Source organism: Pseudomonas sp. LB3P31, assembly GCF_054897945.1.
In genome coordinates, this window is the sequence record NZ_CM142710.1 from 647,526 (window position 1) to 672,729 (window position 25,204).

Consider the following 25,204-nt stretch of genomic DNA (forward strand, 5'->3'; position numbering starts at 1 on the left):
CGATCTTTTGATCTTAATTATTGCCCCTGACAATCAAGATCAAAAGATCGCAGCCTCGTTGCACTCGGCAGCTCCTACAGGGGGATCAGCGTATCGATGTGGTGGTAGTCGAGCTGTAGATCTGCCGCCAGCTGCTGTGCGCGGCCCAAGCGGATTGGGCCGCGCTCGATGTCGATCAGCAGGCCGGGGCAATTGAGCGTTGGCAACAGCGACCATTCCTTGAATCGGCCATCCGTGACCAGCAACAGCCGCTGCCGTTCTGCCGGCAAGCGCTTCTGCCGCGCAGCCAGCCAACTGCCCGCCTCTGCCAGCGCTGCCAGCATGGGCGTGCCTCCCCCGGCACCTGACTGATCGAGCCAGGCGCTTAAACTGCTGGACGCTTTCAGCCCTTGCACCTGCCAGCTCGGCGCGGTTCCGCTGGCAGTCAGCAGCGCCAACCGCGCACGCTGTCGATAGGCATCATCGAACACCTGAGCCAGCAAACCCTTGGCATCACTCAACGCCTGATGGCGCAGAGTAGAGGCGGAAGCGTCAACGATCACCAGCCACAGCTCGTGGGGTGAACGCGTGCGCATCTGCAACAACAGATCATCACGCTGACGCGGACGCCCATTGAGCAACGTGCCGGGCCAATTGATCGAACCCTCGTGCGCCACATGTCGCGGTCCTTGCTTGCCGCTGTGCAGATGTCCGACGCGGGGCTTGGCATTCGCCCCCGTGTCAGATCGAGGGCGAATGCCTAAGGCTTTTTTGGCCAGCTCGGCACTTCACGTCGGGCACCCACCGGGAGTGGCTGGGCGGGCATTTCGCCCCACTGGCCCTGCCCCTGACTTGGCTGTGAATCCTGACCTGAGGGCGGTTGGCTGGCTTGCGGCGCCGGTGGCGTGTGCTCACGTCGCCGATGGCGCAAGGCGAACTCGGCGACTGCCTCGATATCCTCTTCGCCGATCGCTTGCGCACCGCGCCACGCCGCATGGGCACGGGCGGCGCGCAACCAGACCAGGTCCGCGCGCAGGCCATCGACGCCGGCGGCGAAGCAGCGTTCGGTAATGCTGCCCAGGGCCTGGTCGTCGAGGGGGATGCTCGAGAGGACACCGCGGGCCTTTTCGCAACGCTCGCGAAGGGCTTGCTGCGCGGTTTCCCACTCGGCGCAGAAGGCAGTCGGATCATGGTCGAACGCCAGACGCCGACGGATGATCGCGCCACGCTCGGTGGGTACGGTGTGGCCGCCGAGGGCGACGTTGAGGCCGAAGCGGTCGAGCAGTTGCGGTCGCAGTTCGCCTTCTTCCGGGTTCATGGTGCCGATCAGGACGAACCTGGCCGAATGCCGATGGGAAATACCATCGCGCTCGATCAGGTTGATGCCGCTGGCGGCCACGTCGAGCAACAGGTCCACCAGGTGATCGGGCAGCAGGTTGACTTCATCAACGTACAGCACGCCGCCGTCCGCCTTGGCCAGAACCCCGGGAGAAAACCTGGCCCGGCCTTCGTTCAGTGCGGCGTCGAGGTCGAGGGTGCCGACCAGGCGCTCTTCGGTCGCACCCAGCGGCAGAGTGACGAACAGACCGCTGGCGAGCAGATCGGCGAGACCTCGGGCCAGGGTCGACTTGGCCATGCCGCGCGGGCCTTCAATCAGCACCCCGCCGATTTTCGGGTCGATGGCGGTGAGGCACAGGGCGAGCTTTAGATCGTCGGCGCCGACCACGGCGGATAGGGGGAAATGCGGGGTGTCGGTCATTTTCATTACTCGGTCATGGTCGGTAGCAGGTACACCGTGCACCTATGAGAAACACACTGTACCTGTAGGAGTGAGCCTGCTCGCGATGGCATTTGTTCAGTCTACTCAGATGGCGACTGATAGGCTGCTATCGCGAGCAGGCTCACTCCTACAGGGGGATAGCATCAGGAATCTTCTGGCACAGGGGACAGCTTCAGACATCTTCTTCTATATCCAGCAGCAGGTTTTCCAGCGCCGCCTTGTACGCCCCCGGCTCCTGCCACATCCCGCGCTGCTGCGCTTCAAGCATGCGCTCGGTCATGTCGCGCAAGGCATGAGGATTGTGCTCGCGCACAAACTCCCGGGTCGCCGGATCCAGCAGGTAGGCATCCGCCAGCAACGCGTATTGGTGATCGTCAATCAGCTGCGTGGTGGCGTCGAAGGCAAACAGGTTGTCGACCGTCGCCGCCAATTCAAACGCACCTTTATAGCCGTGACGCTTCACCCCGTCGATCCACTTGGGGTTGGCCGCCCGCGAGCGAATCACCCGGTTGAGTTCTTCCTTGAGCGTGCGAATTTTCGGCAGGTCGGGCTGGCTGTGGTCGCCATGGTAACTGGCGGCCGCAGCACCGCTAAGGCTCTCGACGGCCGCCAGCATGCCGCCCTGGAACTGGTAGTAATCATTGGAATCGAGCAAGTCATGCTCGCGGTTGTCCTGGTTTTGCAGCACGGCCTGCACCTGGCTCAGGCGCTGGGCGAACTGCTCGCGGGCGGCCGTGCCTTCGTCGGCACCGCCATAGGCGTAGCCGCCCCAGTTCAGGTAAACCTCGGCCAGGTCCTCGCGACTTTGCCACAGGCGACCGTCGATGGCGCCCTGCACGCCTGCACCATAGGCGCCAGGTTTGGCGCCGAAAATTCGCCACCCGGCCTGACGCCGCGCCGCTTCTTCGTCGAGCCCGGATTGCAGCAACGCTGCGCGCTCGGCACGCACCTTGGCGGCCAGGGGATTGAGGTCATCTGGCTCTTCAAGTGCAGCAACCGCTTGCACCGCTGCATCGAACAGGCGGATCAGGTTGGCAAACGCGTCGCGGAAGAAACCCGACACGCGCAAGGTCACGTCGACGCGCGGACGGTCGAGCAGGCTCAGTGGCAAAATTTCGAAATCGTCAACCCGCTGGCTGCCGGTGGCCCACACCGGTCGCACACCCATCAATGCCATGGCCTGGGCGATATCGTCGCCGCCGGTGCGCATGGTCGCGGTGCCCCAGACTGACAGCCCGAGCTGGCGCAGATGGTCGCCATGGTCTTGCAGATGGCGTTCAAGAATCAGGTTGGCCGACTGGAAGCCGATACGCCAGGCGGTGGTGGTCGGCAGGTTGCGCACGTCCACCGAGTAGAAGTTGCGACCGGTGGGCAGCACGTCCAGGCGACCGCGACTGGGTGCACCGCTGGGGCCAGCGGGGACGAAACGACCGTTGAGGGCGTCGAGCAGACCGCGCATTTCCGCGGGGCCGCAGGCGTCCAGGCGCGGTGCGACTACCTCATGCAGATGGTCAAGAATGGCCCTCACTTCAGCCCAGCGCACATCCTGTAGGAGTGAGCCTGCTCGCGATGGCGGTGGATCAGTTGACATCAATGTTGAATGCTCGACCGCATCGCGAGCAGGCTCGCTCCCACAGGGTATTGGGTTGGCAGGAGGAGCGTTGACTGTCTGTGAGATCAGCTGCGTGGCGAACAACTCCAGGCGTTCGCGGGTATCGCCCGCCGTGCGCCAGGCTTCATCGTTAAGTGATTGCAGTTCAATGGGACGCGGTCCAACCCACGGCTCGGCCAGGGCACAATCCAGCGGATCGAAACCCAACCCAAACGCCTTGGCCAACGCCCGCAACAGACTCGACTGGGCACCGCGACCATCGCCGCGAGGAATGCGCAGCAACGCCAGCAAGGTGTCGATGCGCAACCGCCCACTCGGCGATTCGCCGAAAATATGCAGGCCGTCGCGGATCTGCGATTCCTTCAGGTCACACAGGTACGTGTCGAGGCGCGGCAGCCAGATGGCCGCATCGGCATCACTGTCCAGCTGTTCATCGAGCTGCAGCTCGCGGTCGATGTGGGTGTCGCGCACCAACTGCAGGATGTCGCGCTGCAGTTCCCGCGCCCGGCGCGGATCCAGCAACTGCGCTTCGTAGTATTCGTCGGCGAGCAATTCCAGGTTGCGCAGCGGCCCGTAGGTTTCGGCGCGGGTCAGCGGCGGCATCAGGTGATCGATGATCACCGCCTGGGTGCGTCGCTTGGCCTGGGCGCCCTCGCCCGGATCGTTGACGATAAACGGATAGATGTTCGGCAGCGGCCCCAGCAATGCATCCGGCCAGCAGTTCTGCGACAACCCGACGCCCTTGCCCGGCAGCCACTCGAGGTTGCCGTGCTTGCCGACATGAATCACCCCGTGAGCGCCATAACTGTTGCGCAGCCAGAAATAGAACGCGAGGTAACCGTGGGGCGGCACCAGGTCCGGGTCGTGGTACACCGCGCTAGGGTCGACCTGATAGCCTCGCGCCGGCTGAATGCCAACGAAGGTCAGGCCCAACCGCAGGCCAGCGATCATCATCCGCCCGCTGCGGAACATCGGATCGCCCTCCGGCGCGCCCCAACGCTCCTGCACGGCTTGCCGATTGGCCTCGGGCAGCGCGTTGAACATCAGCAGATAGTCATCCAGCCCCAGACTCTGCTGGCACGGACGCTGGTCAATAGTCTCGAGGTCGTTGCTGACGCCGCCGAGCAGTTGCTGGATCAGCGCGGTGCCGCTCAGTGGCAACTCCGCGGGCAGTGGATAACCTTGCTGCTGCAGGCCACGCAGGATATTCAGCGCAGCCGCTGGCGTATCGAGCCCGACCCCATTACCGATGCGACCGTCCCGGGTCGGGTAGTTGGCAAGAATCAGCGCGATGCGTTTTTCAGCGTTGGGCACTCGGGCCAGATCGATCCAGCGGCGCGCCAGTTCAGCGACGAAATCCATGCGTTCGGGCTGCGCGCGGTAGCAAACCACATCCGACTGGCTGCGCTCACTGCGCCACGCCAGGTCCTTGAAGCTGATCGGGCGGCTGATGATTCGCCCGTCCAGTTCCGGCAGCGCAATGTGCATCGCCAGGTCCCGGGGACCGAGGCCCTGCTCGCTGGCTTGCCAACTGGCCTGGTTGTCCTGGGCACAGATAGCCTGAATCACCGGAATGTCGCGGCGAAACGGTCGCAGATGCGGTGCTTCAGGACTGGACTGGGCGAATCCGGAGGTGTTGAGGATCACGCCCGCGCCGACCTCATCCAGCCAGTCCTCGACCACCGACAGGCAGCCGGGCTCTTTCAGGCTGGCCACCGCGATCGGCAACGGGTTCAAACCCGCTGCCTGCAGGCGCTGGCAGAAAACATCGATGAACGCGGTGTTGGCCGCCTGTAAATGCGAGCGGTAGAACAGCACGGCTGCCACGGGTTGAGCGGCCTGCCAGTCGGCTTGCCAATCGCCCAGCACCGCCGGACTTTTGCGCGGATGGTAGAGCGCCGTGCGCGGCAAGGTCTGCGGCTCGCCCCACGAGTAATCGCGACCCAGCCAGCGACTGGCCAGGCAGCGGAAAAAATCCAGAGCATTGCCCAGCCCGCCCTGGCGCAGAAACTGCCAGAGCCGGTCGCGGTCGTTCGCCCCTACTGTGCTCAGGTCGCTGAGTTCCGGGTCGGGGCGATCATCGCCGGGCACCAGGATCAGTTGCACGCCGCGCTCGGACAATTGCACCAGGCGCTCGACGCCATAGCGCCAATAGCCGATGCCGCCGTGCAGAGAGATCAGGATCACCTTGGCGTGGCGCAGCACCTCGTCGACGTAAAGGTCGACCGAAGCGTGGTTCTGCACCTGCATCGGGTTGGCCAGGCGCACGCTCGGGTAATCGTCGGGCAGTTGCTGTGCGGCCTCGGCAAGCAGCGCCAGGCTCGAATCGCCGCTGCACAGGATCACCAGTTCGGCGGGGGTCTGTCCAAGGTCGGCAATGTTGTCATCCGAGACGAATCCGCCGGGCTGGGTCCTGAGCAGGTGCATGGCTTACACGCTGAGCGCGGCGCGCAGCTGCGCTTCAAGTTGCACGGCGTCCAGTTCCTGGCCGATCAGCACCAGGCGCGTGGTGCGCGCTTCGTCGGCGCCCCACTGGCGGTCGAAGTGCTTGTCGAAACGTGTGCCCACGCCCTGGATCAGCAGGCGCATCGGCTTGTTCGGGATCGCCGCAAAGCCTTTGACGCGCAGGATGCCGTGCTTGACGACCAGTTGGGTCAATGCGTCCAGCAGCAGGCTTTCGTCGGCTTGCGGCAGTTCGATGGAAATCGAATCGAAGGCATCATGATCGTGATCGTCTTCACCTTCGTGGTGGTGATCATGATGACTGTGGCGACCGTCAATGTGCTCCTCGGAACCGGCACCGAGGCCGATCAACACGTCCAGTGGCACGCGACCACTGCTGGCTTCGATGACCTTGACCGCCGGTGGCAATTCCTCGGCGACTTCCAGGCGCACCCGGGCCAGGTCTTCCGGGCTGATCAGGTCGGACTTGTTGAGGATGACCAGGTCGGCGCTGGCCAATTGGTCAGCGAACAGTTCGTGCAGTGGCGATTCGTGATCCAGGTTCGGATCAAGCTTGCGCTGGGCGTCGACCTGGTCCGGGAACGCGGCGAAAGTGCCCGCCGCGACCGCCGGGCTGTCGACCACGGTGATCACCGCATCTACCGTGCAGGCGCTGCGGATTTCCGGCCACTGGAAGGCTTGGACCAGGGGCTTTGGCAGGGCCAGGCCGGAGGTTTCGATCAGGATGTGGTCGAGGTCGCCGCGACGGGCCACCAGTTCGCGCATCACCGGGAAGAATTCTTCCTGGACGGTGCAGCACAGGCAACCGTTGGCCAGTTCGTAGACGCGGCCGTTGGCCTCTTCTTCAGTGCAACCGATGGAGCACTGCTTGAGGATCTCGCCGTCGATACCCAGCTCGCCAAATTCGTTGACGATGACCGCGATACGGCGGCCCTGGGCGTTGTCGAGCATGTGCCGCAGCAAGGTGGTCTTGCCCGAGCCGAGGAAGCCGGTAACGATGGTGACGGGGAGTTTGGCCAGTGTTTTCATCGGATGCCCTTTGGCAAGGTGGCGGGCATACGGGACGACAATCGCTGCGACAGGCGCGCGCGGGAGAGTTCGCCACCGGATCACCCCGCCCGGTTGTAGTGAGAATCTGTGTCGAGGCAGGTCTCCTGGCTGACGGCGTGCGAGGCCCAGGGCCTGGCATTCACTGCGCCTTCCCGCTCACCCTCGATAGACGCAGGGTTTGCAGTGGCGTGGCAGCGAACATCACCGTTCACAGTTGCGGGGGCAGCCGCGGCATTGACCGCGTTCCCTTCTTAGCTTCGGCCAACGCCGAAGAACCTCGAAAGCGCAAGGCTACGCATGGTCTTGGGGCGGGTCAATGCTCCTGCGTCGCGCCGCTCCCTGTAGGAGCTGCCGAAGGCTGCGATCTCTTGATCTGGCTCTGAAAAAACAAGATCAAAAGATCGCAGCCTTCGGCAGCTCCTACAGAAGCAGTTCGCCAATTGAGAACCCTTGCCAATTGACGCCAAACCCCCGCCCATGCTCTCCTACGCAACTTGTTACGGGTGCCCTTCACAGGGTGAAACGGGAAACCGGTGATTCATGTGCTTTACTCAAGCCCATGTCAGTCCGGTGCTGCCCCCGCAACGGTAAGCGAGCGAAGTGTCAGATCCACTGTGCCAGCAGTTCGGCATGGGAAGGCGACTCTTGCAGGTAACGGCGCAAGCCTGCACCCCTCGTGAGCCCGGAGACCGGCCCGCAACACCTGGCGAACTCAAGGTTCGCCCACTAACAAACCCGCGGTGGGCGGGCGCTGTTTGAGCTTCTGCGTGCCCGATTCGCAGGGGTTTTCCATGCGCTCTATTCACCCCGCTGACAGACCAGAGGGAAGCGCCATGTCGACCATCAGTACTACCGCTAGCCGTACCGCCAGCAGCACCACGACCCTGACTCAACGCCTGAGCGCCGCCGTACTGGCGTCGATCCTCGGCGCAGGCCTGGTGTATTTCGCCGGCTTCTCGCATATCGAAGCGGTGCACAATGCCGCGCACGATACCCGACACAGCTCCGCGTTCCCGTGCCACTGAGACCTGCCCAGATGATCAAGCGTATCGCGCAAACCGCAGGTTTCACTGGGCTGGTGGCCGCCCTGCTGCTGACCCTGCTGCAAAGTTTCTGGGTCTCGCCGCTGATTCTGCAGGCGGAAACCTACGAACAATCCGAGCCGGCCGCGGTGCAAGTCCACGAACACGCAACGGCCGCTGCCCACAGCCACGATGCCGAAGCCTGGGAGCCTGAAGACGGCTGGCAGCGCGTGCTGTCGACCACTGGCGGCAATCTGGTCGTCGCCGTCGGCTTCGCCCTGATGCTCGCGGGTCTCTATACCCTGCGCGCGCCCACCAGAACTTCCCAAGGCCTGCTCTGGGGCCTGGCCGGGTACGCGACCTTCGTGCTGGCGCCAACCCTTGGCCTGCCGCCTGAATTGCCAGGCACCGCAGCGGCTGATCTGGCCCAACGGCAGGTGTGGTGGATCGGTACCGCCGCGTCAACTGCGGTCGGCATCGCGCTGATCGTATTCAGCCGTCACTGGCTGATGAAAATCCTTGGCGTGGCGATTCTCGCCGTGCCGCACGTGATTGGCGCGCCGCAACCGGAAGTGCATTCGATGCTCGCGCCCGAGGCGCTGGAAAGCCAGTTCAAAATCGCTTCGCAGTTGACCAACGTGGCGTTCTGGCTGGCCCTGGGCCTGATCAGCGCCTGGTTGTTCCGCCGCAAAAATGCCGATCAATACCACGCATGACAGAAGCCGACAGGGCGCCGACGCTGGTCGTTGGCCTGGGCTGCCAACGCGGCTGCCCTGTCGGCACCCTACGCGCATTGCTTGATCAGGCACTCCAGGCGCACCAGATCGAACTGCACCAGGTCAAGGCGCTGGCCAGCATCGACCTGAAGCGCGAAGAGCCTGGCCTGATCGAGCTGGCCGAGCAGCTGGGGCTGGCGCTGCAGTTTTTCAGCAGTGAGCAGCTGGCCGGTTACCATGGCCAACTCAGTCATCACTCGGACATCGCTTTCGAACGCACCGGTTGTTATGGCATCGCCGAAAGCGCGGCGCTTGCGTTGGCCGAACAGCTGACCCAGACGCCGGCGAAACTGTTGATTTCACGACAAAAATACGCGCAGGCCACCCTCGCGTTAGCCTGCGCAGTTTAAAATCCCCGATAATCCCCTCTTCGATCATGAGCAATCTTCATCTGAAGCCTGCCCAAGCCCTTTTTCTGACAGGACACGACGATGACCGTCTATTTCATTGGCGCAGGCCCCGGCGACCCGGAACTGATCACCGTCAAAGGCCAGCGTCTGATTCGCAGCTGCGCGGTAATCATCTATGCCGGCTCCCTGGTGCCCGCTGCTGTGCTGGACGGTCATCAGGCCGAGCTGGTGGTCAACAGCGCCGAGCTGCACCTGGAACAGATCATCGAGTTGATCAAGATTGCACATGCCAATGGCCAGGATGTGGCACGGGTGCATTCCGGGGATCCGAGCCTGTATGGCGCCATCGGCGAGCAGATTCGTTACCTGCGCGAGCTGGGCATTGCGTTTGAGATCATCCCTGGGGTCACGGCCACGGCGGCCTGCGCCGCGCTGCTGGGCGCTGAACTGACACTGCCGGATGTGTCCCAGAGCGTGATCCTGACCCGTTATGCCGACAAGACTGCCATGCCGGCGGGCGAAGAACTGGCCAGCCTGGCGCAGCATGGAGCGACCATGGCGATCCATCTGGGGGTCAATCATCTTTCGAAAATTGTGCTTGAACTGGTGCCGCATTACGGCGCGGATTGCCCGATTGCGGTGATTCACCGGGCGACCTGGCCGGATCAGGATTGGGTGGTGGGGACATTGGCTGATATTGCCGGGAAGGTTGAAGCGAAGGGCTTTCGGCGTACGGCGCTGATTCTGGTGGGTCGGGTGTTGGGCAGTGATCAGTTCAGTGAGTCGTCGTTGTATCGGGCTGGGCATGCGCATCTATATAGGCCCTAAGATCAAAAGATCGCAGCCTTCGGCAGCTCCTACAGGGGAATGCGGTCTCATGTAGGAGCTGCCGAAGGCTGCGATCTTTCAAGCTTCACCCATAAAAGAACGGCACTCACGGGTGCCGTTTTTTTGTTCCGCAGCGAACACCTTACTCAGTAGTAGGCGTTTTCTTTCTGCGTATGGTCAGTCACATCGCGCACGCCCTTGAGCTCCGGAATGCGCTCGAGCAAGGTACGCTCGATGCCTTCGCGCAAGGTTACGTCAGCCTGGCCGCAGCCCTGGCAACCGCCGCCGAACTTAAGTACGGCGATGCCGTCGTCGACCACATCGATCAGGCTGACCTGGCCGCCGTGGCTGGCCAGACCTGGATTGATCTCGGTCTGCAGGTAGTAGTTGATACGCTCGTTTACCGGGCTGTCGGCATTGACCATCGGCACTTTGGCGTTTGGCGCCTTGATGGTCAGCTGGCCGCCCATGCGGTCGGTCGCGTAGTCGACTACCGCGTCGTCCAGGAACGCTTCGCTGAACGAATCGATGTAGGCGGTGAAGCTTTTCAGCCCCAGCGCGGTGTCTTCGGGCTTTTCTTCGCCCGGCTTGCAGTAGGCAATGCAGGTTTCGGCGTATTGGGTGCCGGGCTGGGTGATAAACACGCGGATGCCGATGCCCGGGGTGTTCTGCTTGGAGAGCAGATCAGCCAGATAGTCGTGGGCGGCGTCAGTGATGGTAATAGCGGTCATGGAAACTCCTCGCAGGCTTGGGCGCAGTTTACGCCAATCAACGCGCGGGACAAAGTCCTAGTATTTCGGTCGGGAAAGAGCCGGCGCCGATTCAGGCGCGGTTTCGCCATCAACGCGCTGTTTAAGCCAGCGATAACTGGACTTTTCCACCCATTGGTAACTCGCCCAGGAGCCCACGCCTATGGCCAGCGCACACAGGACAAACATCAGGTACGGGTTTACGCCGTAGCGCTGCGCGATAAAACCGCCGGCTGACAGCACCAGCACGTGCATCAGGTAAACAGAGTAGGAACAGTCGCCCAACAGCTTGAGCGTGCGATTGTTCTGGAAAAAACGCTCCAGTGCCATGCAGGCCATGACCAGCACTGCGCTAGGCAGGCCCCAGACCAAAAAGCGCGGCTGCGGTGCCGAGTGATAGATCACCAGCAAGGCGCCGATGATGCCCACCAGCGGCAGCCACAGGCCTGGGCGGATCCAGCCGCGGCGGTAGAGCATGCCGATGGCGATGCCCAGCAGGAACTCATAGACAATGTCTGAACGATAGAACTGGCTGATCCAGCCATAACCCGTCCAGGCCTGGCACACCGCAAACAACAGTGCCGCAACCACCAGCAGCCGCACTTGCAGACGAAACAACAGCGCCCAGGCAAACAGCACGTAGAAGAGCATTTCGTAGTTGAGGGTCCAGCCAACGTTGAGCGTCGGATAGATGCCGTAGCCGCCGGGATTTTCTGTAGGGATGAACAGTAAAGACAGGAGCAAGTGCGACCAGTCGACGCTCTGGTCCGGCAGCAGCGGTTGCGCGAATACCACCAGCAGCGCCATCAGCACCGTGTAGAACCAGTACGCCGGGACAATGCGGAACAGCCGATACAGGAGAAATCGAGCGGGTGGCAGGGATTTCCCTTCGGTGGAGAGGAAGATCACCAGGCCGCTGATCACGAAAAAGATGTCCACGCCCACCGCGCCCTTGTCGATGAACATCTGCCCGATCGGACCACGGGCCTGGAAGTCGAAAAATATCTGCATGAAATGGTGGCAGACCACCGTCCAGGCCGCGAGTGCGCGCAATGCCTGTACTGAAATCAACATTGATGGGCCTCCGATCACAATCCGCAACCCACCGAAGATACCCTGTAGGAGTGAGCCTGCTCGCGATGGTGTGTCAGCAGCGCAAGTGTCGTCTGACACACCATCGCGAGCAGGCTCACTCCTACAGGGGAATTTGGTGGTGCCTGAAAGATCGGACCACAAGCCTGCATCAAAGGTCGATCAAAGATTCTCGTACCGGTTCATATCCAGCACGCCCTCCTCCTGCGGCTGGGTCTCGTGCACATAGCGGCTCAGGTCGTGGAAGTACTCCCAGAACTGCGGATGGCTGCGGCGGATGCCCCAGCGCTCGACGATTTTCTCGAAGCGATTGGCATCCTTGGCGTTTTCCATGGCGTCGACGAAGGCCGGCACCTGATCGGCGGGAATGTTGAACATGAAGTTTGGATAGCTGCTCAGCACACCGGGGAAAATGGTCAGCGTGTCCAGCCCGGGTTGATACCGCAAGGATTCACCGAGCAGAAACGCGACGTTGCTGTGAGCGCGATTGCGCAGCAGGCTATAGATCTCGCGATGACCACTGGCGCTTTGCACCCGCAGCACGGTCGCTTCCGGCAACTGGCCGATCACTCTCAGCCCGGCTGCCGGGCGCGAAGTCAGGCGGCTCAGGGCCTGTTCAGCGCTTTGCAGGTCGGGGTCGATATTGGGGCGCGAACAATAGGCACCGTCACACCGGTTGATCGGATCGGGACTGGCATTCAGATCGCCATAGCGGGCCAGCAACTGCAGGGCAAAGTCGCGCTTGGGGTCTTTGGCATCGAGTTTGAGCGCGGTTTCCTTGTCGTCATCGATGCTTTCGTAATCGAGCCACATTTTGATTTTTCCGCTGTTCTGGTACCAGTCATCGAGGTAATCATCCCGCGAGTCGGCGGGCATCAGGCGCAGGAAGTTCTGCTCGGCGCCGTTGCGGATCAGGTCGAAATACAGGCGGGTCTGGGCCTGGTGCGAGACGTTGCCGTACACGTCGAAGTTGACCGCCAGCTGGTAATAGGTGCGCTCCAGCAGTGGATAGTCAAACAGCCACAGAGTTTGCGGCACTTCGCCAATCAAACCCTTGTTGACCGAGGCGCTGTCGAAATGGCGGAAAATGCTCAGCAGCGCGTTGTCGTTTCCCGCCCATAAAGTGGACCAGCTTGGTGCCGGCGCGTCGGCGTAGCTGCCACGGCGCAACGCCTCGTACTCATTGCGCTTGTCACGGTAGTCATGCCACAGGCTCAGTACGCTGCCGACGTCGTCGTTCTGCCCGGGCATCGCCAGCAACGGCGTGGCCTGGCCGCGATAGTTCGGGTCGATGATATAGAGGTCATGCTCGGGGGCCTGGAACAGCGCCCAGAAGTTGTCGCGGATCACGTCGGTAGCGATCTGCCCCCGACACACCGGACCGCGAATGAACGTGCGCACGAAATACTCGGCGTTATCGAGCATGAACTGGTAGCGCGCCTGGGCCGGGATGGCCTCGAAGGTGCTGAACGGATTGGCCCGGCGCTCCGGCCCGTAGCCCGGCAAGGCGTGGACCTGCCAGGTGCCGTTGTAGAACAGACTCTTGACCCGCGCCATCTTCGCTGCGCTCAACGGATAGGTAATGTGAGTCTTCTGTACGATCACCCCCTGAACTGGCCATAGGCGGTAGAACACTTGGGTGCCAGGGTCGTCGTTGGGGCGGCGGGTCTGGATCAGGTCGATCGGCTGGCCGGTCGGCGTTCGCGAGCGCACCCACTGGAAGTAATGCCCCGCCTCACCGTCCTTGAAGTAGATGTGGGCGAGAAACCAGTGTTCGAACAACCAGCGTCCCACCAGACTTTCCCGGGCGCCGGGGGCATTGAGCAGATTTTCCCACTGCACAATCTGCAACGCTTCCTGCGCCGAGGGCACCAGGGCCTGCTCATCGATTGGCGCACCGGAGGCGAGCCAGCGTTGCAGCGTCTGATATTGCTGGTTGGTCAGGCCCGTGACCGCCAGGGGCATGCCCTGTTTCGGGTGAGTGCTGGCGTAACCGTCGAATTCCCCCGGCATCGCACACATGTTTGCGCGGTTCAGGCCGAGCACGATGTCCTGAGGCAGCTTGGCGTTGGGTTGCAACGGCGTGTTGTGCCCCAGCTCCAGCATCCGCGCCATCAGGGAAGCCTGGCTGGCCTGGCCGTCGAGCACCGGATAAAAACCTTTTTGCGCCCAAGCCTGTTTGCCGAACGCATCGTAAAACAATCGGGTCGGTACCGCAGCGCTGGTGCGTTCGCCGTCATACACCGGGGTTTTGGTCGCGCCCCGAGCCGCACCCTCGCCGCTGCCGAGGTTGAGCTGACAGGCGGCGTCGTTGCAGGCGTGGCAGGCCACGCACTTTTCGGTGAAGATCGGCTGGATGTCCCTGGTGTAGGAAATAGCCGGGGAGATAGCCGGGGAAGCGGCCGGTTGTTGCGCTACGGCGCCCCAGCTTAAACACAGCACAAGCATGCTGGTGACGACGCGATACGACATATCCCGGGTTCCGATCATGAGAAAACGCCGCGATTCTACCGGTCTGGCTCAGGCACCAACATGAGCGATATTCATGCAAAACCGGTACATGCTCTAAAAGCGCGCAGGTTTGCTATGATCCCGACCCTTCGTAATGGTCTTTCCGAGTAGTCCACATGTCCGATCGCAGTGTTCGCCTTCAAGCTCTCAAGCACGCCCTCAAAGAGCGCATTCTGATTCTCGATGGCGGCATGGGCACGATGATCCAGAGCTATAAGCTCGAGGAACAGGATTACCGCGGCAAACGCTTCGCCGACTGGCCAAGCGACGTCAAGGGCAACAACGACCTGCTGGTGCTGACTCGCCCGGACGTGATCGGCTCGATCGAAAAGGCCTACCTGGACGCCGGCGCCGACATCCTGGAGACCAACACCTTCAACGCCACCCAGGTGTCCCTGGCCGATTACGGCATGCAGGGCCTGGCGTACGAATTAAACGTAGAAGGTGCACGCCTGGCGCGCAAGGTGGCTGACGCCAAGACCCTGGAAACCCCGGACAAACCACGGTTTGTCGCCGGCGTGATCGGGCCGACCAGTCGCACCTGCTCGCTGTCGCCAGACGTGAACAACCCCGGCTACCGCAACGTCACTTTCGATGAGCTGGTGGAGAACTATACCGAAGCCACCAAAGGTCTGATCGAAGGCGGCGCCGACCTGATCCTGATCGAAACCATCTTCGATACCTTGAACGCCAAGGCGGCGATCTTTGCCGTGCAAGGAGTGTTCGAGGAACTCGGCATCGAACTGCCGATCATGATTTCCGGGACCATCACCGACGCCTCCGGCCGCACCCTGTCGGGCCAGACCACCGAAGCATTCTGGAACTCGGTGGCCCACGCCAAGCCGATTTCCGTCGGCCTGAACTGCGCCCTGGGTGCCAGCGAGTTGCGCCCGTACCTGGAAGAGCTGTCGAACAAGGCCGGCACCCATGTCTCGGCGCACCCGAACGCCGGCCTGCCGAACGAATTCGGCGAGTACGACGAACTGCCGTCGGAAACCGCCAAGATCATCGAAGAATTCGCCCAAAGCGGTTTCCTCAATATCGTCGGCGGCTGCTGCGGCACTACCCCGGGGCATATCGAGGCCATCGCCAAAGCCGTGGCCGGATACGCGCCGCGGCAGATTCCGGAGATCCCAAAAGCCTGCCGCCTGTCGGGCCTGGAACCGTTCACCATCGATCGCAGCTCGTTGTTCGTCAACGTCGGCGAGCGCACCAACATCACCGGCTCGGCGAAATTCGCCCGGCTGATCCGTGAAGACAACTACACCGAAGCCCTGGAAGTCGCCCTGCAGCAAGTCGAAGCCGGCGCCCAGGTGATTGACATCAACATGGACGAAGGGATGCTCGATTCGAAGAAGGCCATGGTGACCTTCCTCAATCTGATTGCCGGCGAGCCGGACATCTCCCGCGTACCGATCATGATCGACTCCTCGAAATGGGAAGTGATCGAAGCCGGCCTCAAGTGCATCCAGGGCAAGGGCATCGTCAACTCGATCAGCATGAAGGAAGGCGTCGAGCAGTTTATTCACCACGCCAAGCTGTGCAAGCGCTACGGCGCCGCCGTGGTGGTGATGGCCTTCGACGAAGCCGGCCAGGCCGACACCGAAGCGCGCAAGAAAGAGATCTGCAAGCGCTCCTACGACATTCTGGTCAACGAAGTCGGCTTTCCGCCGGAAGACATCATCTTCGACCCGAATATCTTCGCCGTGGCCACCGGCATCGAAGAGCACAACAACTACGCCGTCGACTTCATCAACGCCTGCGCCTATATCCGTGACGAGCTGCCGTACGCGCTGACCTCGGGCGGCGTGTCCAACGTATCGTTCTCCTTCCGCGGCAACAACCCGGTGCGCGAGGCCATCCACTCGGTGTTCCTGCTGTATGCAATCCGCAACGGCCTGAGCATGGGCATCGTCAACGCCGGCCAGCTGGAGATCTACGACCAGATCCCCGCCGAACTGCGCGACGCTGTCGAGGACGTAGTCCTCAACCGCACCCCGGAAGGCACCGACGCCCTCCTCGCCATCGCCGACAAGTACAAGGGCGACGGCAGCGTCAAGGAAGCCGAGACCGAAGAGTGGCGTGGCTGGGAGGTCAACAAGCGCCTGGAGCATGCGCTGGTCAAGGGCATCACCACGCACATCGTTGAAGACACCGAAGAATCGCGCCAGTCATTTGCCCGCCCGATCGAAGTGATCGAAGGACCGCTGATGTCCGGCATGAACATCGTCGGTGATCTGTTTGGCGCCGGGAAAATGTTCCTGCCCCAGGTGGTGAAATCCGCTCGGGTGATGAAGCAGGCCGTCGCTCACCTGATCCCGTTCATCGAACTGGAAAAAGGCGACAAGCCGGAGGCCAAGGGCAAGATCCTCATGGCCACGGTCAAGGGCGACGTGCACGACATCGGCAAGAACATCGTCGGCGTGGTATTGGGTTGCAACGGCTATGACATCGTCGACCTGGGCGTGATGGTGCCGGCCGAGAAGATCCTGCAGGTGGCCAAGGAGCAGAAGTGCGACATCATCGGCCTGTCCGGCCTGATCACTCCGTCGCTGGACGAAATGGTGCATGTCGCCCGCGAAATGCAGCGGCAGAACTTCCATTTGCCGCTGATGATCGGTGGCGCGACCACCTCCAAGGCGCACACGGCGGTGAAGATCGAACCCAAGTACAGCAACGACGCAGTGATCTACGTCACGGACGCCTCCCGCGCCGTGGGCGTGGCCACGCAATTGCTGTCCAAGGAGCTGAAGCCGGCCTTCGTCGAGAGGACCCGCCTGGAATACGTCGAGGTTCGCGAGCGCACCGCCAACCGCAGCGCCCGCACGGAACGCTTGAGCTACCCGGCGGCCATCGCCAAGAAACCGCAGTTCGACTGGAGCTCCTATGCGCCGGTGAAACCGACATTCACCGGTTCCCGGGTGCTGGACAACATCGACCTCAAGGTACTGGCCGAGTACATCGACTGGACGCCGTTCTTTATTTCCTGGGACCTGGCCGGCAAATTCCCGCGCATCCTCACCGACGAAGTGGTCGGTGAAGCGGCCACTTCGCTGTACGCCGACGCCCGGGAAATGCTCGACAAGCTGATCAACGAAAAACTCATCAGCGCCCGCGCGGTGTTCGGCTTCTGGCCGGCCAACCAGGTGCGCGATGACGACATCGAAGTCTATGGCGATGACGGCAAGCCCTTGGCCAAGCTGCATCACCTGCGTCAGCAGATCATCAAGACCGACGGCAAACCGAACTTCTCCCTCGCCGACTTCGTCGCGCCGAAGGACAGCGAAATCACCGACTACGTGGGTGGTTTCATCACCACCGCCGGCATCGGCGCCGAAGAAGTGGCCAAGGCCTATCAGGACGCCGGCGACGACTACAACTCAATCATGGTCAAGGCCCTGGCCGACCGCCTGGCCGAGGCTTGCGCCGAGTGGTTGCACCAGCAGGTGCGAAAGGAACACTGGGGTTACGCCAAGGACGAGACGCTCGATAACGAGGCGTTGATCAAGGAACAATACAGCGGCATCCGCCCTGCCCCCGGCTACCCGGCCTGCCCGGATCACACCGAGAAAAGTACCCTGTTCGCCCTGCTCGACCCTGAGGCCAGCGAAATGCAGGCCGGCCGCAGCGGCGTGTTCCTCACCGAGCACTACGCGATGTTCCCGGCGGCAGCGGTCAGCGGCTGGTACTTCGCCCATCCGCAGGCGCAGTATTTTGCCGTGGGCAAGATCGACAAGGATCAGGTACAGAGCTACACGTCACGCAAGGGTCAGGAACTGAGCGTTACCGAGCGCTGGCTGGCGCCGAACCTCGGTTACGACAACTGAACGGGTGAGCTCTGGAGTCGGGCGCTGTCGACTCCAGAGTGTTGCCCATCGAGAGTCAGGTCATCGTCGCCTGCTCGGCCAGTTCACGGGACGTGAGTTCGCTCAGCAGGTTCTTGCGGTCAACCCCGTTGTCCGATTCCAGCGCCTTGAGTTCCTGAAAGTACGCCTCGTTGAACTCGGCGTACTTGTCTTCAAGGGCCGTGCATTTATCCTGGAATTGCTGTTGCACCCGGGTGAATTCATCCGGGTACTTTTCTTCCAGATAGTCTCTCCAGTATTTGCGCGAAACCAATTGGTCGTTGAACACCGTTGTCTGCTCCTGGGCAATGATCCGGGTGTAGGCTTGATCGAGATCCGCCGCCGCCACTCCCGACAAGTTGGCGTAAAGCATGCCTTTGGGTTGATCGGGAAGATCCAGGCGTTGTGCCAGACCGACGCGGTAGGCCAGGCGAATTTCCGCCGGATCGGCAGTCGGATGAGCACTGATTCTTTCGCTGGCGACCTCTTCCACCTGCGACAGGCGAAACAACCGCCTGGACAGCTTGAGCAGCTCGCGACCTTTATGTTCAGGGGCAATGGACTTCAAGGCTTCGAACTCGAACACCTCGACTTCCAGCTCGTTGAACAACAGGATTCGACCATCGCCACAGGTCGCCTGGTGGCGCAGTGCCCGCGCCAGGCCCATCAACCGTTCGCTCAGCGCCTCGTCGGCATAGGCCGACTCAATCACGCGCCACACTCGCTGGGTCAGGCCGAGGCGATCCGCGTGAAAATCCTGGGTATGGCGAAGCTGCGACAGAATGTATGAAAAGTCGTGGGTCGTGTCCTGCTCTTTCATTGCCTTCCACATCGCGTGCTTTTCCGAATCCGCCGCAATACCTCTGAACCAGCGTTCTTTCTGGGCGTCGTCCGATTCGCGATCAGGATGCGCGACACCCTCACCAGGCTCCGACTCCTCGGAGTTGAATCCGGCCAAAAAATGATCAATATCCAGGTGAGTGAAGCCCAACCCCTGCCCGGTTTGCCGCAAGTAGTCCTGCAAGCGCACGAACTCAGCCGACTCCAGCAGGTTATCGAACAGGTTGGTGCCGATCATCAGATTGGCGTGCTCAGGCTGCAGTGCTGACTGGGGAATGGTCGATATCTGGTTGCTCGTCAGGTCCAGAGTAGTCAATGCGGGTGACTGCAGTACCCCCGCTGGCCAATCGCGCAGGTCATTGCCACGCAGATCCAGGACTTGCACTTGGTCGAGGCCGGTGAGGTCAAATTCGCTCAAGTGGTTCTCGCCCAGGTCCAGCCATTGCAGGCGCGGCAAGGCGCGCAACTGGCGGTGTAAGGGTTCGCTGGCGCGAATATCGATAAAACTGGCGTTCAGGCGGGTCAATTCCTGGCATTGGGTCACAGCCTCGGGCAAGCTGCCCAGGCCGTTCAGATTGAGCGTCAGGTAGCGTAAGCGCGGAAAAGAACGCAAGAATCCTTCGGAATTCGCCGATAGCCCGACACCACTGAGGTCCAGTTCCACCACATGATTGAAGATGAACGGCATTGTGGGCAGATCACCGAGGATCAGCCCGTTAAAATCGAGAGTTCCCTCGACCCCGGGAATATCCCTCAGCGTGAGCTGCCAGCTTTCCAGCAATTGGTCGGCTGCCCGGCGCCGGTCCACAGCGTTCACCCATGCGCGACGCAGGCGTGAAGCCGGGGCATCGATCCATTCATTCAAACGACTGATCAGCTGGGTCTGTTGCTGCTCCCATTGCACCAGTCGCGCTTCAATCTGCGTCGCATCCAGGCCACCGGCCAGCCATGCATTGATGCGCTCGATGGCTTGCGCCTCGCCCAATTGCGGATCAAGACGCTGCAGCCGGGCGGCGGAAGTCGGCGGCAAATTACCGTCAACTGGCGCGAGGTTCTGCGGCAACAGAAGATTGGGCTGCTCCGATACCTCGACCGGGAAAAACTCGGGATCCCCGCCTGTTCGACCGGCCGCCAGGTGCACACGGGTGATGCCCATCGGTGTTTGGGACGGCGTGCGCTCAGCGAAGGCGCGCACTGCCGCCAGGCCATGCGGGCTCAATCGGCAACCTTGCAGCAAGGTCGCACCCAGCAGTCGATCATGACCGGCCAATGCCTCTACCGGGATGTCGGTGATAGCGCTGTGATTGAGGGCCAGGTGGCGCAGTCGGGGTAACGCAAGCGCACCGTTGGGCCAGCGTGTTACGCGTGTATGCCCCAGGTACAGGCTCTCCAGGTTCGTCAGCGAACTGACGTCCAGTGTACCTACCCGGTTATACCCCAAGTTCAGCGTCTGCAAAGCGCTCAGGCGATTGATCCTGGCCTGCGCCGACGCCGTGATTGTCAACTCGTTGAACGAAAGGTCGAGTGCGGTCAATTCGGTCAGCGCGTCGAAGGCCTGGGGCAGCTCAGTCAATCGGTTGGCGCTGAGTTCCAGGGTGCGCAGTCGCGGAAACGCTCGCAGAAAATCGTTCACCTGGGCAGTCGTCAGCCTGCTGCCGGCCAAACTCAAGCGGCGGATATGCGCAAACACCGTATCGCCCAGTACAGGCAGATCACCGATGGCCCCCAGCCCCGTCATGTCGAGCACTTCGCTGCTGGACCTGGCAGGCGCCCTTGACGGTCCTGCCACGGGTTCATCTGGCGCATAGTGAGCGCGCAAACTGTTGCGTGCACATTCACGAACCCTGTCGCCAATCACCTCGCGATGAAAAGTCTGGACCTGCTCCCCTTCGACCCTCACTGGAGTGCTCTGCCACGTATCCAGCGCCAGGTTCAATGCATTGTGCTGCTGGTGCAGGGCGTCGACCTGGTCGAGCAATGCCGTGCCCGTTACCCCGTCGGCATTGAACCGCGCCAACGCGTCGGATGCGAAGGAGTAATCCTGGGGCATCAACGAGGCAAGTCGCGCACGACAGTAGAGCGCGACCATCTGCGCTTCATCCGCCAGATGCGCCGGGTTGTCGCGCACGTAGTTGCAAGCCTTGCGCAACGCCTGCGGCTCCAGGGCTCCCCAGTTCAACCTCAGGCCACGCCAGAGCGCTTCGTGACCCGTATAGAGTTCGTCGGGCAGGTCCGGGATCGCCAGGGTCTGCAAGTTAAGGGCTTCGAGCCCCGGCAGATCCAGGACCCCGGTCGGCCAACGGTCGGGATGGCCGAACAGGTTCAGGGATCGCAGGCTGGTCAGTTTGCCGAAGTCCATCGAATCCGCATCCCCCCACAATGTCAGATCCTCCAGCTGTGTCATACCCTCCAGTGCGCGCTGGAACTGTGGCGCATACGTCTGCCCCAGGCCTGCAAGGCTCAGCTCGGTAAGCGTGGTCCATTCTGGCAGTTTCGCGGCCAGGGCGACCGTGTCCTGCCCGTGCACGACAATGTCGAGTTTCCTGAGCTGCGAGAACCTGTCCAGCAACGCCGGGCCAGCGTCGTCGGTGAGCTGGCCGCTGTTGAGCCGCAGAGTTTTCACATGGCCGAAGTCGGCGTCCCACTCGGGAAAGGCATCCGCCCCGCGTAAATCCAGTTCAAAGCCAGGGTCCTGGCCTCGATAGAGGCCGTTGCGCCAGCACCGCATCACTTTTTCCACCTGCAACCTGCGCGCGGCTTGCCCGACGCCGGTGCCGATCCAGCTGTTCAACTGACGGGATAACCCTTCGAATTCGCGCTGGCGATTGTTCAGCAGGTTGAATACCTGCTGATGGCTGTCCCCGGCGCTCAGGCGGCTGCGGATGAACTGACTGGCTTGTTCATCGGAAATGTTCGGGTAGAGCAGTCGTACCCTGGTAATCAATCCGGGATCGGGCAAGTCGGAGAAACCGACCCCGCGACCGCTGGCCAGATAACCGAGCTGGCCTGAAGGCAGGCGCAGGGACGGCCTCGGGCCGTCGATGGGCCGTTGATTGAGCGCCCGCGCCATTTCCTCGCGGTGGGTGCTGGCAGAGGATGCCAAGTCCTCACGCAACGCCTGGCCCTCATGGCCTTGCAGGTTATCCCGGGCAGCCTGGGGCAAAACCTCCACCAGCGACTCGAACAGATTGCGCCCTTGGGCGGGAATGCTGCTGAGCGCCATGCCCTGCGCATCGAACGCCCGGTAAGTGTCCAGACTTTTTATCAGATAGAAGCTGGGCCTGGCGGTTGCGCTGCCGACGCTGTCCAGCAGCGGGCCCAGAATGGAGCCGGCGCGCACTTCCACGCGCATCCGCGCGGTCCAGCCGGGCATGAGCTGCAGGCTGTGCAGCGCCAAACGGTCACTGGCCGCCGAGGCCATGCTGTTCAGGCGCAAGCCGCAGAGCGCGCGGTTAAGGCCGGCTTGCTGAATATGCCGACGAATCGCCTTGGCCTGGCGCAGGGACATTTTGCCGCTACTGCGCAACCGGGATAAATCGCTGTCGCGGGAGCCATTGAGCACATCCTGGGCAGCCTCGGTAGACAGCGTCGGGAAACTGCGCTGCAGGCGCTGGATATCGGGATCTGTTGTCGGTTCCGGGGTGTGCAGACGTTCGAACAGTGACTGTCTGCGAATCAGTGCCCGATCGGCGAGACGTTCCCTGAATATCTGCACCGCGTCCGCGCCTGGGCCTGCGCTGTGCGAACCCAGCAGTTGAGTTGTTTGCTGTTCGTCGAGCGCAGCCAGAACGATATCCGGCAGCTTGCCGGCGCGGACTTCAGCTCGACTGATCTTTATTGTCGATCTGGCAGTGGGCTGCCCCGACGCCGCACCGTAGCGCTGGGAGGCGTCCCAATGTTCAGCGTCCTCGAAGACCTCCAGTACTTCCTCAACGGGCCAATTTGGCAGTTCCAAGGCCAACGGTACGGCAAATTCGGCGGCGTCGTTCAGGCGGGTGCCACGACGCAGTCCGAAGATGAACTCGTCCACCCGCTGATCGGCGGTGAAAGCCGCAAGCGTCTCCGCCAGGCGCGGCGGTGGAGGCTGATGATCGATATGCATCCGGCGCAAGGCATCATCACTGACCCCGCTGACCTCCGAAATTTGCTGCAACTGCGCATCGGAGAAAGCGTCCATCTGCGAGCCGATACGACGCAACAACGTCAGGTGGTCCCACTCCAGCGGTCGTTCATCGAGGTGGCGCCACGCGCCCAGCTGGTTGTGCCGCAAGACCGGCTGGTAGGCCTCGGGGTTGGAGGGGTGCTTGATGCGCCACTGCTTGAGCGCCGGGTCGTAGGTTTTCTCGTAGGCATTGCCCTCAATTTTGATGTAGGTGTTGCCCCCCACCTCATATTGGCCCAGTGCGTTTGGCGTCATGCCATCGAGTGCAACGCTGCTTTTATACGACAACAGGTCCGGGTTCCACAGGCGCGGCTCGCCGAACGGCGTGGTAACTTTACGCATGCCGTCAACGAAGCGCGAGGCCGTGATCGGTGGTGCCTTGCTGGCCACTGCGCCCAACACCGCCATGAAGGCCACGTTCTGCATGACCGACTTGAGATGTCCCCAGGCCTCTTCGGTATCGCCCTCCTTCCAGGCTTCCACGCCCTGGTATACCTCACGGCCCAGTTGCACCGCAGTTACCAGCAGCATCACCTCGCCGAGTCCCGGAACGAAGAACGCACCGACGTTGAGTATGTTCAATCCCCACTCGGCCAGGTGTTCGAGGCGTTCGATCCAGGCCTGGTGGTCAACTGCAGCCGTAGGAACGGCCAGGAGCCTGGCATTGGATTTGATCCTGGCCAGGTGCGCTGCATACCGTGCACCGAACACTTCAGCGTCGATGAAGGTCTCGCTCAGGGCCAGGTTGACGTCGTCGTTCCAGATTTCTTCATACATGCCGTTGCGGTAGGCTTCGGGATTGTAGGGCGGGCCCGGCCAGACCGGATTCGGATTCCACCGGTGGGTTTTGAGCTGGGCTTTGAGCCTGCGAAAAAACCTTGGCGATTCGTCCTGGGGCAGCAATCCGGCGATAAAGCGCTGAAAGCTTCTCGCGCGCAATCGGACGGCAAAGTCTTTGGCAAATGCGGCCAGCGAAGAGAACTCCTTGACCGGGTGCTTCGGGTCACCCGGAACGTAGACGATGATTCGCGCATGGAGGTCGACTGCCACACTCCAGATGGGTTTCGCCAGGAATACCTCGCCGACATCCTCCAGGGTCGAAGTGGGCTTGCGGGACACCGGACCGATGATCAATACATCGCTCAACTCCGAGCCCAGTGCCGTCAATTGGCTAAACGCCACTGCCCGACCGTCGATCATCGTGTTCGGCTTGGCGTCGAGTATTGCCAGCAAAGTCGCGTAGGCCGATTCACTGACGGCCGACTTCATTCGCGCGATGTGCACTTGCAGGCGCATCAGGTCCTTGTTGGCCGTGATCGTCTGCTCGCGCACGGTAGCGCGGGTGCCCGGCGCATCGAACACGGTGCTCAGGTGAACCTGGTACTGCTGGCCCAGGTCCAGTTGCCGGCACAGTGTGGCGAACGCCCCAGGCTTGATCGACATTTTGTCGCTGATCTTGTAGCGCGTACTCCAGAACGGGTAGCGCTCGCGCCGATCGTAAAGCTCGTTCTGCAATGCTCCGGCGGGGGCCAGCGCACTGGTCTCCTGCAGGGCGACTTCATCAAAAGACTCATCGACCTCGAAATTGCGCAACGCGGCCTGCAGCAGAGTCTGCTCATCGGCCCGGTTGGGCGCTCGCAGGTGATACAGCATGGTTTTGGTCGGATCGGGGGATTGGCCAAAGGTCTTGTTCATGGCCTCAGCCAGCAACGGCTTGGCAAATTCAGTGATGCCCTTGAAGTCCTTGAGGGTTTTGGCCAACGCCTGGGTGGAGCTGTTGCTGCGTACCTGACTGTCATACAGCGCCAGGCGCAGTGCGGGCGACGCCGCGGCGTATTGCTGCGGATAGTTCCTGGCGAATGCCTCGGCCGGATCCCTGGCCCGTGAGAGGTTGACGATATGTGCAGGTGCGAGGTGGTGAGTCCAGTCGGGCAGGCGTTTCTTGATGAACGGAACATGAAATCCATGATCCGTGGGCAGGGAAAGCTCGGGCATGACGTGCATCCTGATCACTGTGGTTGAAGGGTCAGGTAATCACGGCCATTCGCGGGCATGGCGGTACATAGTTATGGAGGACAGTAGCTAGGAATTGAGCATCACCGAACGCTGGCTGGCGCCTAACCTCGGTTACGACAACTGATCCAG

Annotated in this window: 13 protein-coding genes and 2 riboswitches; of the genes, 5 read left to right on the forward strand and 8 right to left on the reverse strand. The window is 61.8% G+C overall.

Annotation, left to right across the window (positions count from 1 at the left end):
* Nucleotides 1–74 precede the first annotated feature (74 nt).
* The 4 genes from ACYZTK_RS02800 to cobW form a co-directional block, all read right to left on the reverse strand.
* On the reverse strand, nucleotides 75–620 hold the full coding sequence (locus tag ACYZTK_RS02800; protein WP_462015003.1) for a vWA domain-containing protein: 546 nt from the start codon (nucleotides 618–620) through the stop codon (nucleotides 75–77).
* 119 nt (nucleotides 621–739) lie between these two features.
* On the reverse strand, nucleotides 740–1,738 hold the full coding sequence (locus ACYZTK_RS02805; RefSeq protein WP_462015005.1) for an ATP-binding protein: 999 nt from the start codon (nucleotides 1,736–1,738) through the stop codon (nucleotides 740–742).
* Between the two features lie 193 nt (nucleotides 1,739–1,931).
* A complete protein-coding gene (gene cobN, locus ACYZTK_RS02810; protein WP_462013033.1) occupies nucleotides 1,932–5,798 on the reverse strand; it encodes a cobaltochelatase subunit CobN in 3,867 nt (1,288 codons plus the stop codon).
* Between the two features lie 3 nt (nucleotides 5,799–5,801).
* Nucleotides 5,802–6,863 (reverse strand): cobalamin biosynthesis protein CobW, encoded by a 1,062-nt coding sequence (gene cobW, locus ACYZTK_RS02815; protein WP_462013034.1) that lies wholly within the window; start codon nucleotides 6,861–6,863, stop codon nucleotides 5,802–5,804.
* 98 nt (nucleotides 6,864–6,961) lie between these two features.
* A riboswitch (cobalamin riboswitch) is annotated at nucleotides 6,962–7,179 on the reverse strand.
* A 189-nt stretch (nucleotides 7,180–7,368) separates the two neighbouring features.
* A riboswitch (cobalamin riboswitch) is annotated at nucleotides 7,369–7,596 on the forward strand.
* A gap of 121 nt (nucleotides 7,597–7,717) precedes the next feature.
* Between cobW and ACYZTK_RS02820 the strand changes: the two genes are divergently transcribed.
* From ACYZTK_RS02820 to cobM, 4 genes are all read left to right on the forward strand, one after another.
* The gene (locus ACYZTK_RS02820) at nucleotides 7,718–7,909 is read left to right on the forward strand and encodes a CbtB domain-containing protein (protein WP_462013035.1); all 192 of its coding nucleotides are present in this window, start codon (nucleotides 7,718–7,720) and stop codon (nucleotides 7,907–7,909) included.
* Nucleotides 7,910–7,920: 11 nt separating this feature from the next.
* Complete coding sequence (locus ACYZTK_RS02825) at nucleotides 7,921–8,622, forward strand: CbtA family protein (RefSeq protein ID WP_462013036.1); 702 nt, start codon at nucleotides 7,921–7,923, stop codon at nucleotides 8,620–8,622.
* Nucleotides 8,619–9,032 (forward strand): cobalamin biosynthesis protein, encoded by a 414-nt coding sequence (locus tag ACYZTK_RS02830; protein ID WP_462013037.1) that lies wholly within the window; start codon nucleotides 8,619–8,621, stop codon nucleotides 9,030–9,032. The genes ACYZTK_RS02825 and ACYZTK_RS02830 overlap by 4 nt, the downstream gene beginning before the upstream one ends.
* A gap of 81 nt (nucleotides 9,033–9,113) precedes the next feature.
* Entirely contained in the window at nucleotides 9,114–9,860 is a 747-nt protein-coding gene (gene cobM / locus ACYZTK_RS02835) for a precorrin-4 C(11)-methyltransferase (protein WP_462013038.1), read from the forward strand.
* 146 nt (nucleotides 9,861–10,006) lie between these two features.
* Here cobM and nfuA read toward each other — a convergent pair whose 3' ends face one another.
* The 3 genes from nfuA to ACYZTK_RS02850 form a co-directional block, all read right to left on the reverse strand.
* Nucleotides 10,007–10,591 (reverse strand): Fe-S biogenesis protein NfuA, encoded by a 585-nt coding sequence (gene nfuA, locus ACYZTK_RS02840; protein ID WP_028621370.1) that lies wholly within the window; start codon nucleotides 10,589–10,591, stop codon nucleotides 10,007–10,009.
* Between the two features lie 57 nt (nucleotides 10,592–10,648).
* Nucleotides 10,649–11,683, reverse strand: coding sequence for an acyltransferase family protein (locus ACYZTK_RS02845; RefSeq protein WP_462013039.1), 1,035 nt, complete (start codon nucleotides 11,681–11,683; stop codon nucleotides 10,649–10,651).
* A gap of 180 nt (nucleotides 11,684–11,863) precedes the next feature.
* Entirely contained in the window at nucleotides 11,864–14,173 is a 2,310-nt protein-coding gene (locus ACYZTK_RS02850) for a fatty acid cis/trans isomerase (protein ID WP_462013040.1), read from the reverse strand.
* A gap of 155 nt (nucleotides 14,174–14,328) precedes the next feature.
* Between ACYZTK_RS02850 and metH the strand changes: the two genes are divergently transcribed.
* Nucleotides 14,329–18,039 carry a methionine synthase gene (gene metH / locus ACYZTK_RS02855; RefSeq protein WP_462013041.1) on the forward strand — a complete coding sequence of 1,237 codons (3,711 nt, stop codon included), beginning with the start codon at nucleotides 14,329–14,331 and terminating at the stop codon, nucleotides 18,037–18,039.
* A gap of 55 nt (nucleotides 18,040–18,094) precedes the next feature.
* On the opposite strand, the gene ACYZTK_RS02860 is transcribed toward metH, so the two are convergent.
* Nucleotides 18,095–25,054, reverse strand: coding sequence for an NEL-type E3 ubiquitin ligase domain-containing protein (locus ACYZTK_RS02860; protein WP_462013042.1), 6,960 nt, complete (start codon nucleotides 25,052–25,054; stop codon nucleotides 18,095–18,097).
* Nucleotides 25,055–25,204 lie beyond the last annotated feature (150 nt).

Coding starts and splice junctions, on each gene's coding strand:
- ACYZTK_RS02860 (WP_462013042.1), bottom strand. CDS start 25,054: ATGCCCGAGCTTTCCCTGCCCACGGATCATGGATTTCATGTTCCGTTC.
- nfuA (WP_028621370.1), bottom strand. CDS start 10,591: ATGACCGCTATTACCATCACTGACGCCGCCCACGACTATCTGGCTGAT.
- cobN (WP_462013033.1), bottom strand. CDS start 5,798: ATGCACCTGCTCAGGACCCAGCCCGGCGGATTCGTCTCGGATGACAAC.
- ACYZTK_RS02825 (WP_462013036.1), top strand. CDS start 7,921: ATGATCAAGCGTATCGCGCAAACCGCAGGTTTCACTGGGCTGGTGGCC.
- ACYZTK_RS02845 (WP_462013039.1), bottom strand. CDS start 11,683: ATGTTGATTTCAGTACAGGCATTGCGCGCACTCGCGGCCTGGACGGTG.
- metH (WP_462013041.1), top strand. CDS start 14,329: ATGTCCGATCGCAGTGTTCGCCTTCAAGCTCTCAAGCACGCCCTCAAA.
- ACYZTK_RS02850 (WP_462013040.1), bottom strand. CDS start 14,173: ATGTCGTATCGCGTCGTCACCAGCATGCTTGTGCTGTGTTTAAGCTGG.
- cobM (WP_462013038.1), top strand. CDS start 9,114: ATGACCGTCTATTTCATTGGCGCAGGCCCCGGCGACCCGGAACTGATC.
- ACYZTK_RS02830 (WP_462013037.1), top strand. CDS start 8,619: ATGACAGAAGCCGACAGGGCGCCGACGCTGGTCGTTGGCCTGGGCTGC.
- ACYZTK_RS02820 (WP_462013035.1), top strand. CDS start 7,718: ATGTCGACCATCAGTACTACCGCTAGCCGTACCGCCAGCAGCACCACG.
- ACYZTK_RS02805 (WP_462015005.1), bottom strand. CDS start 1,738: ATGACCGACACCCCGCATTTCCCCCTATCCGCCGTGGTCGGCGCCGAC.
- cobW (WP_462013034.1), bottom strand. CDS start 6,863: ATGAAAACACTGGCCAAACTCCCCGTCACCATCGTTACCGGCTTCCTC.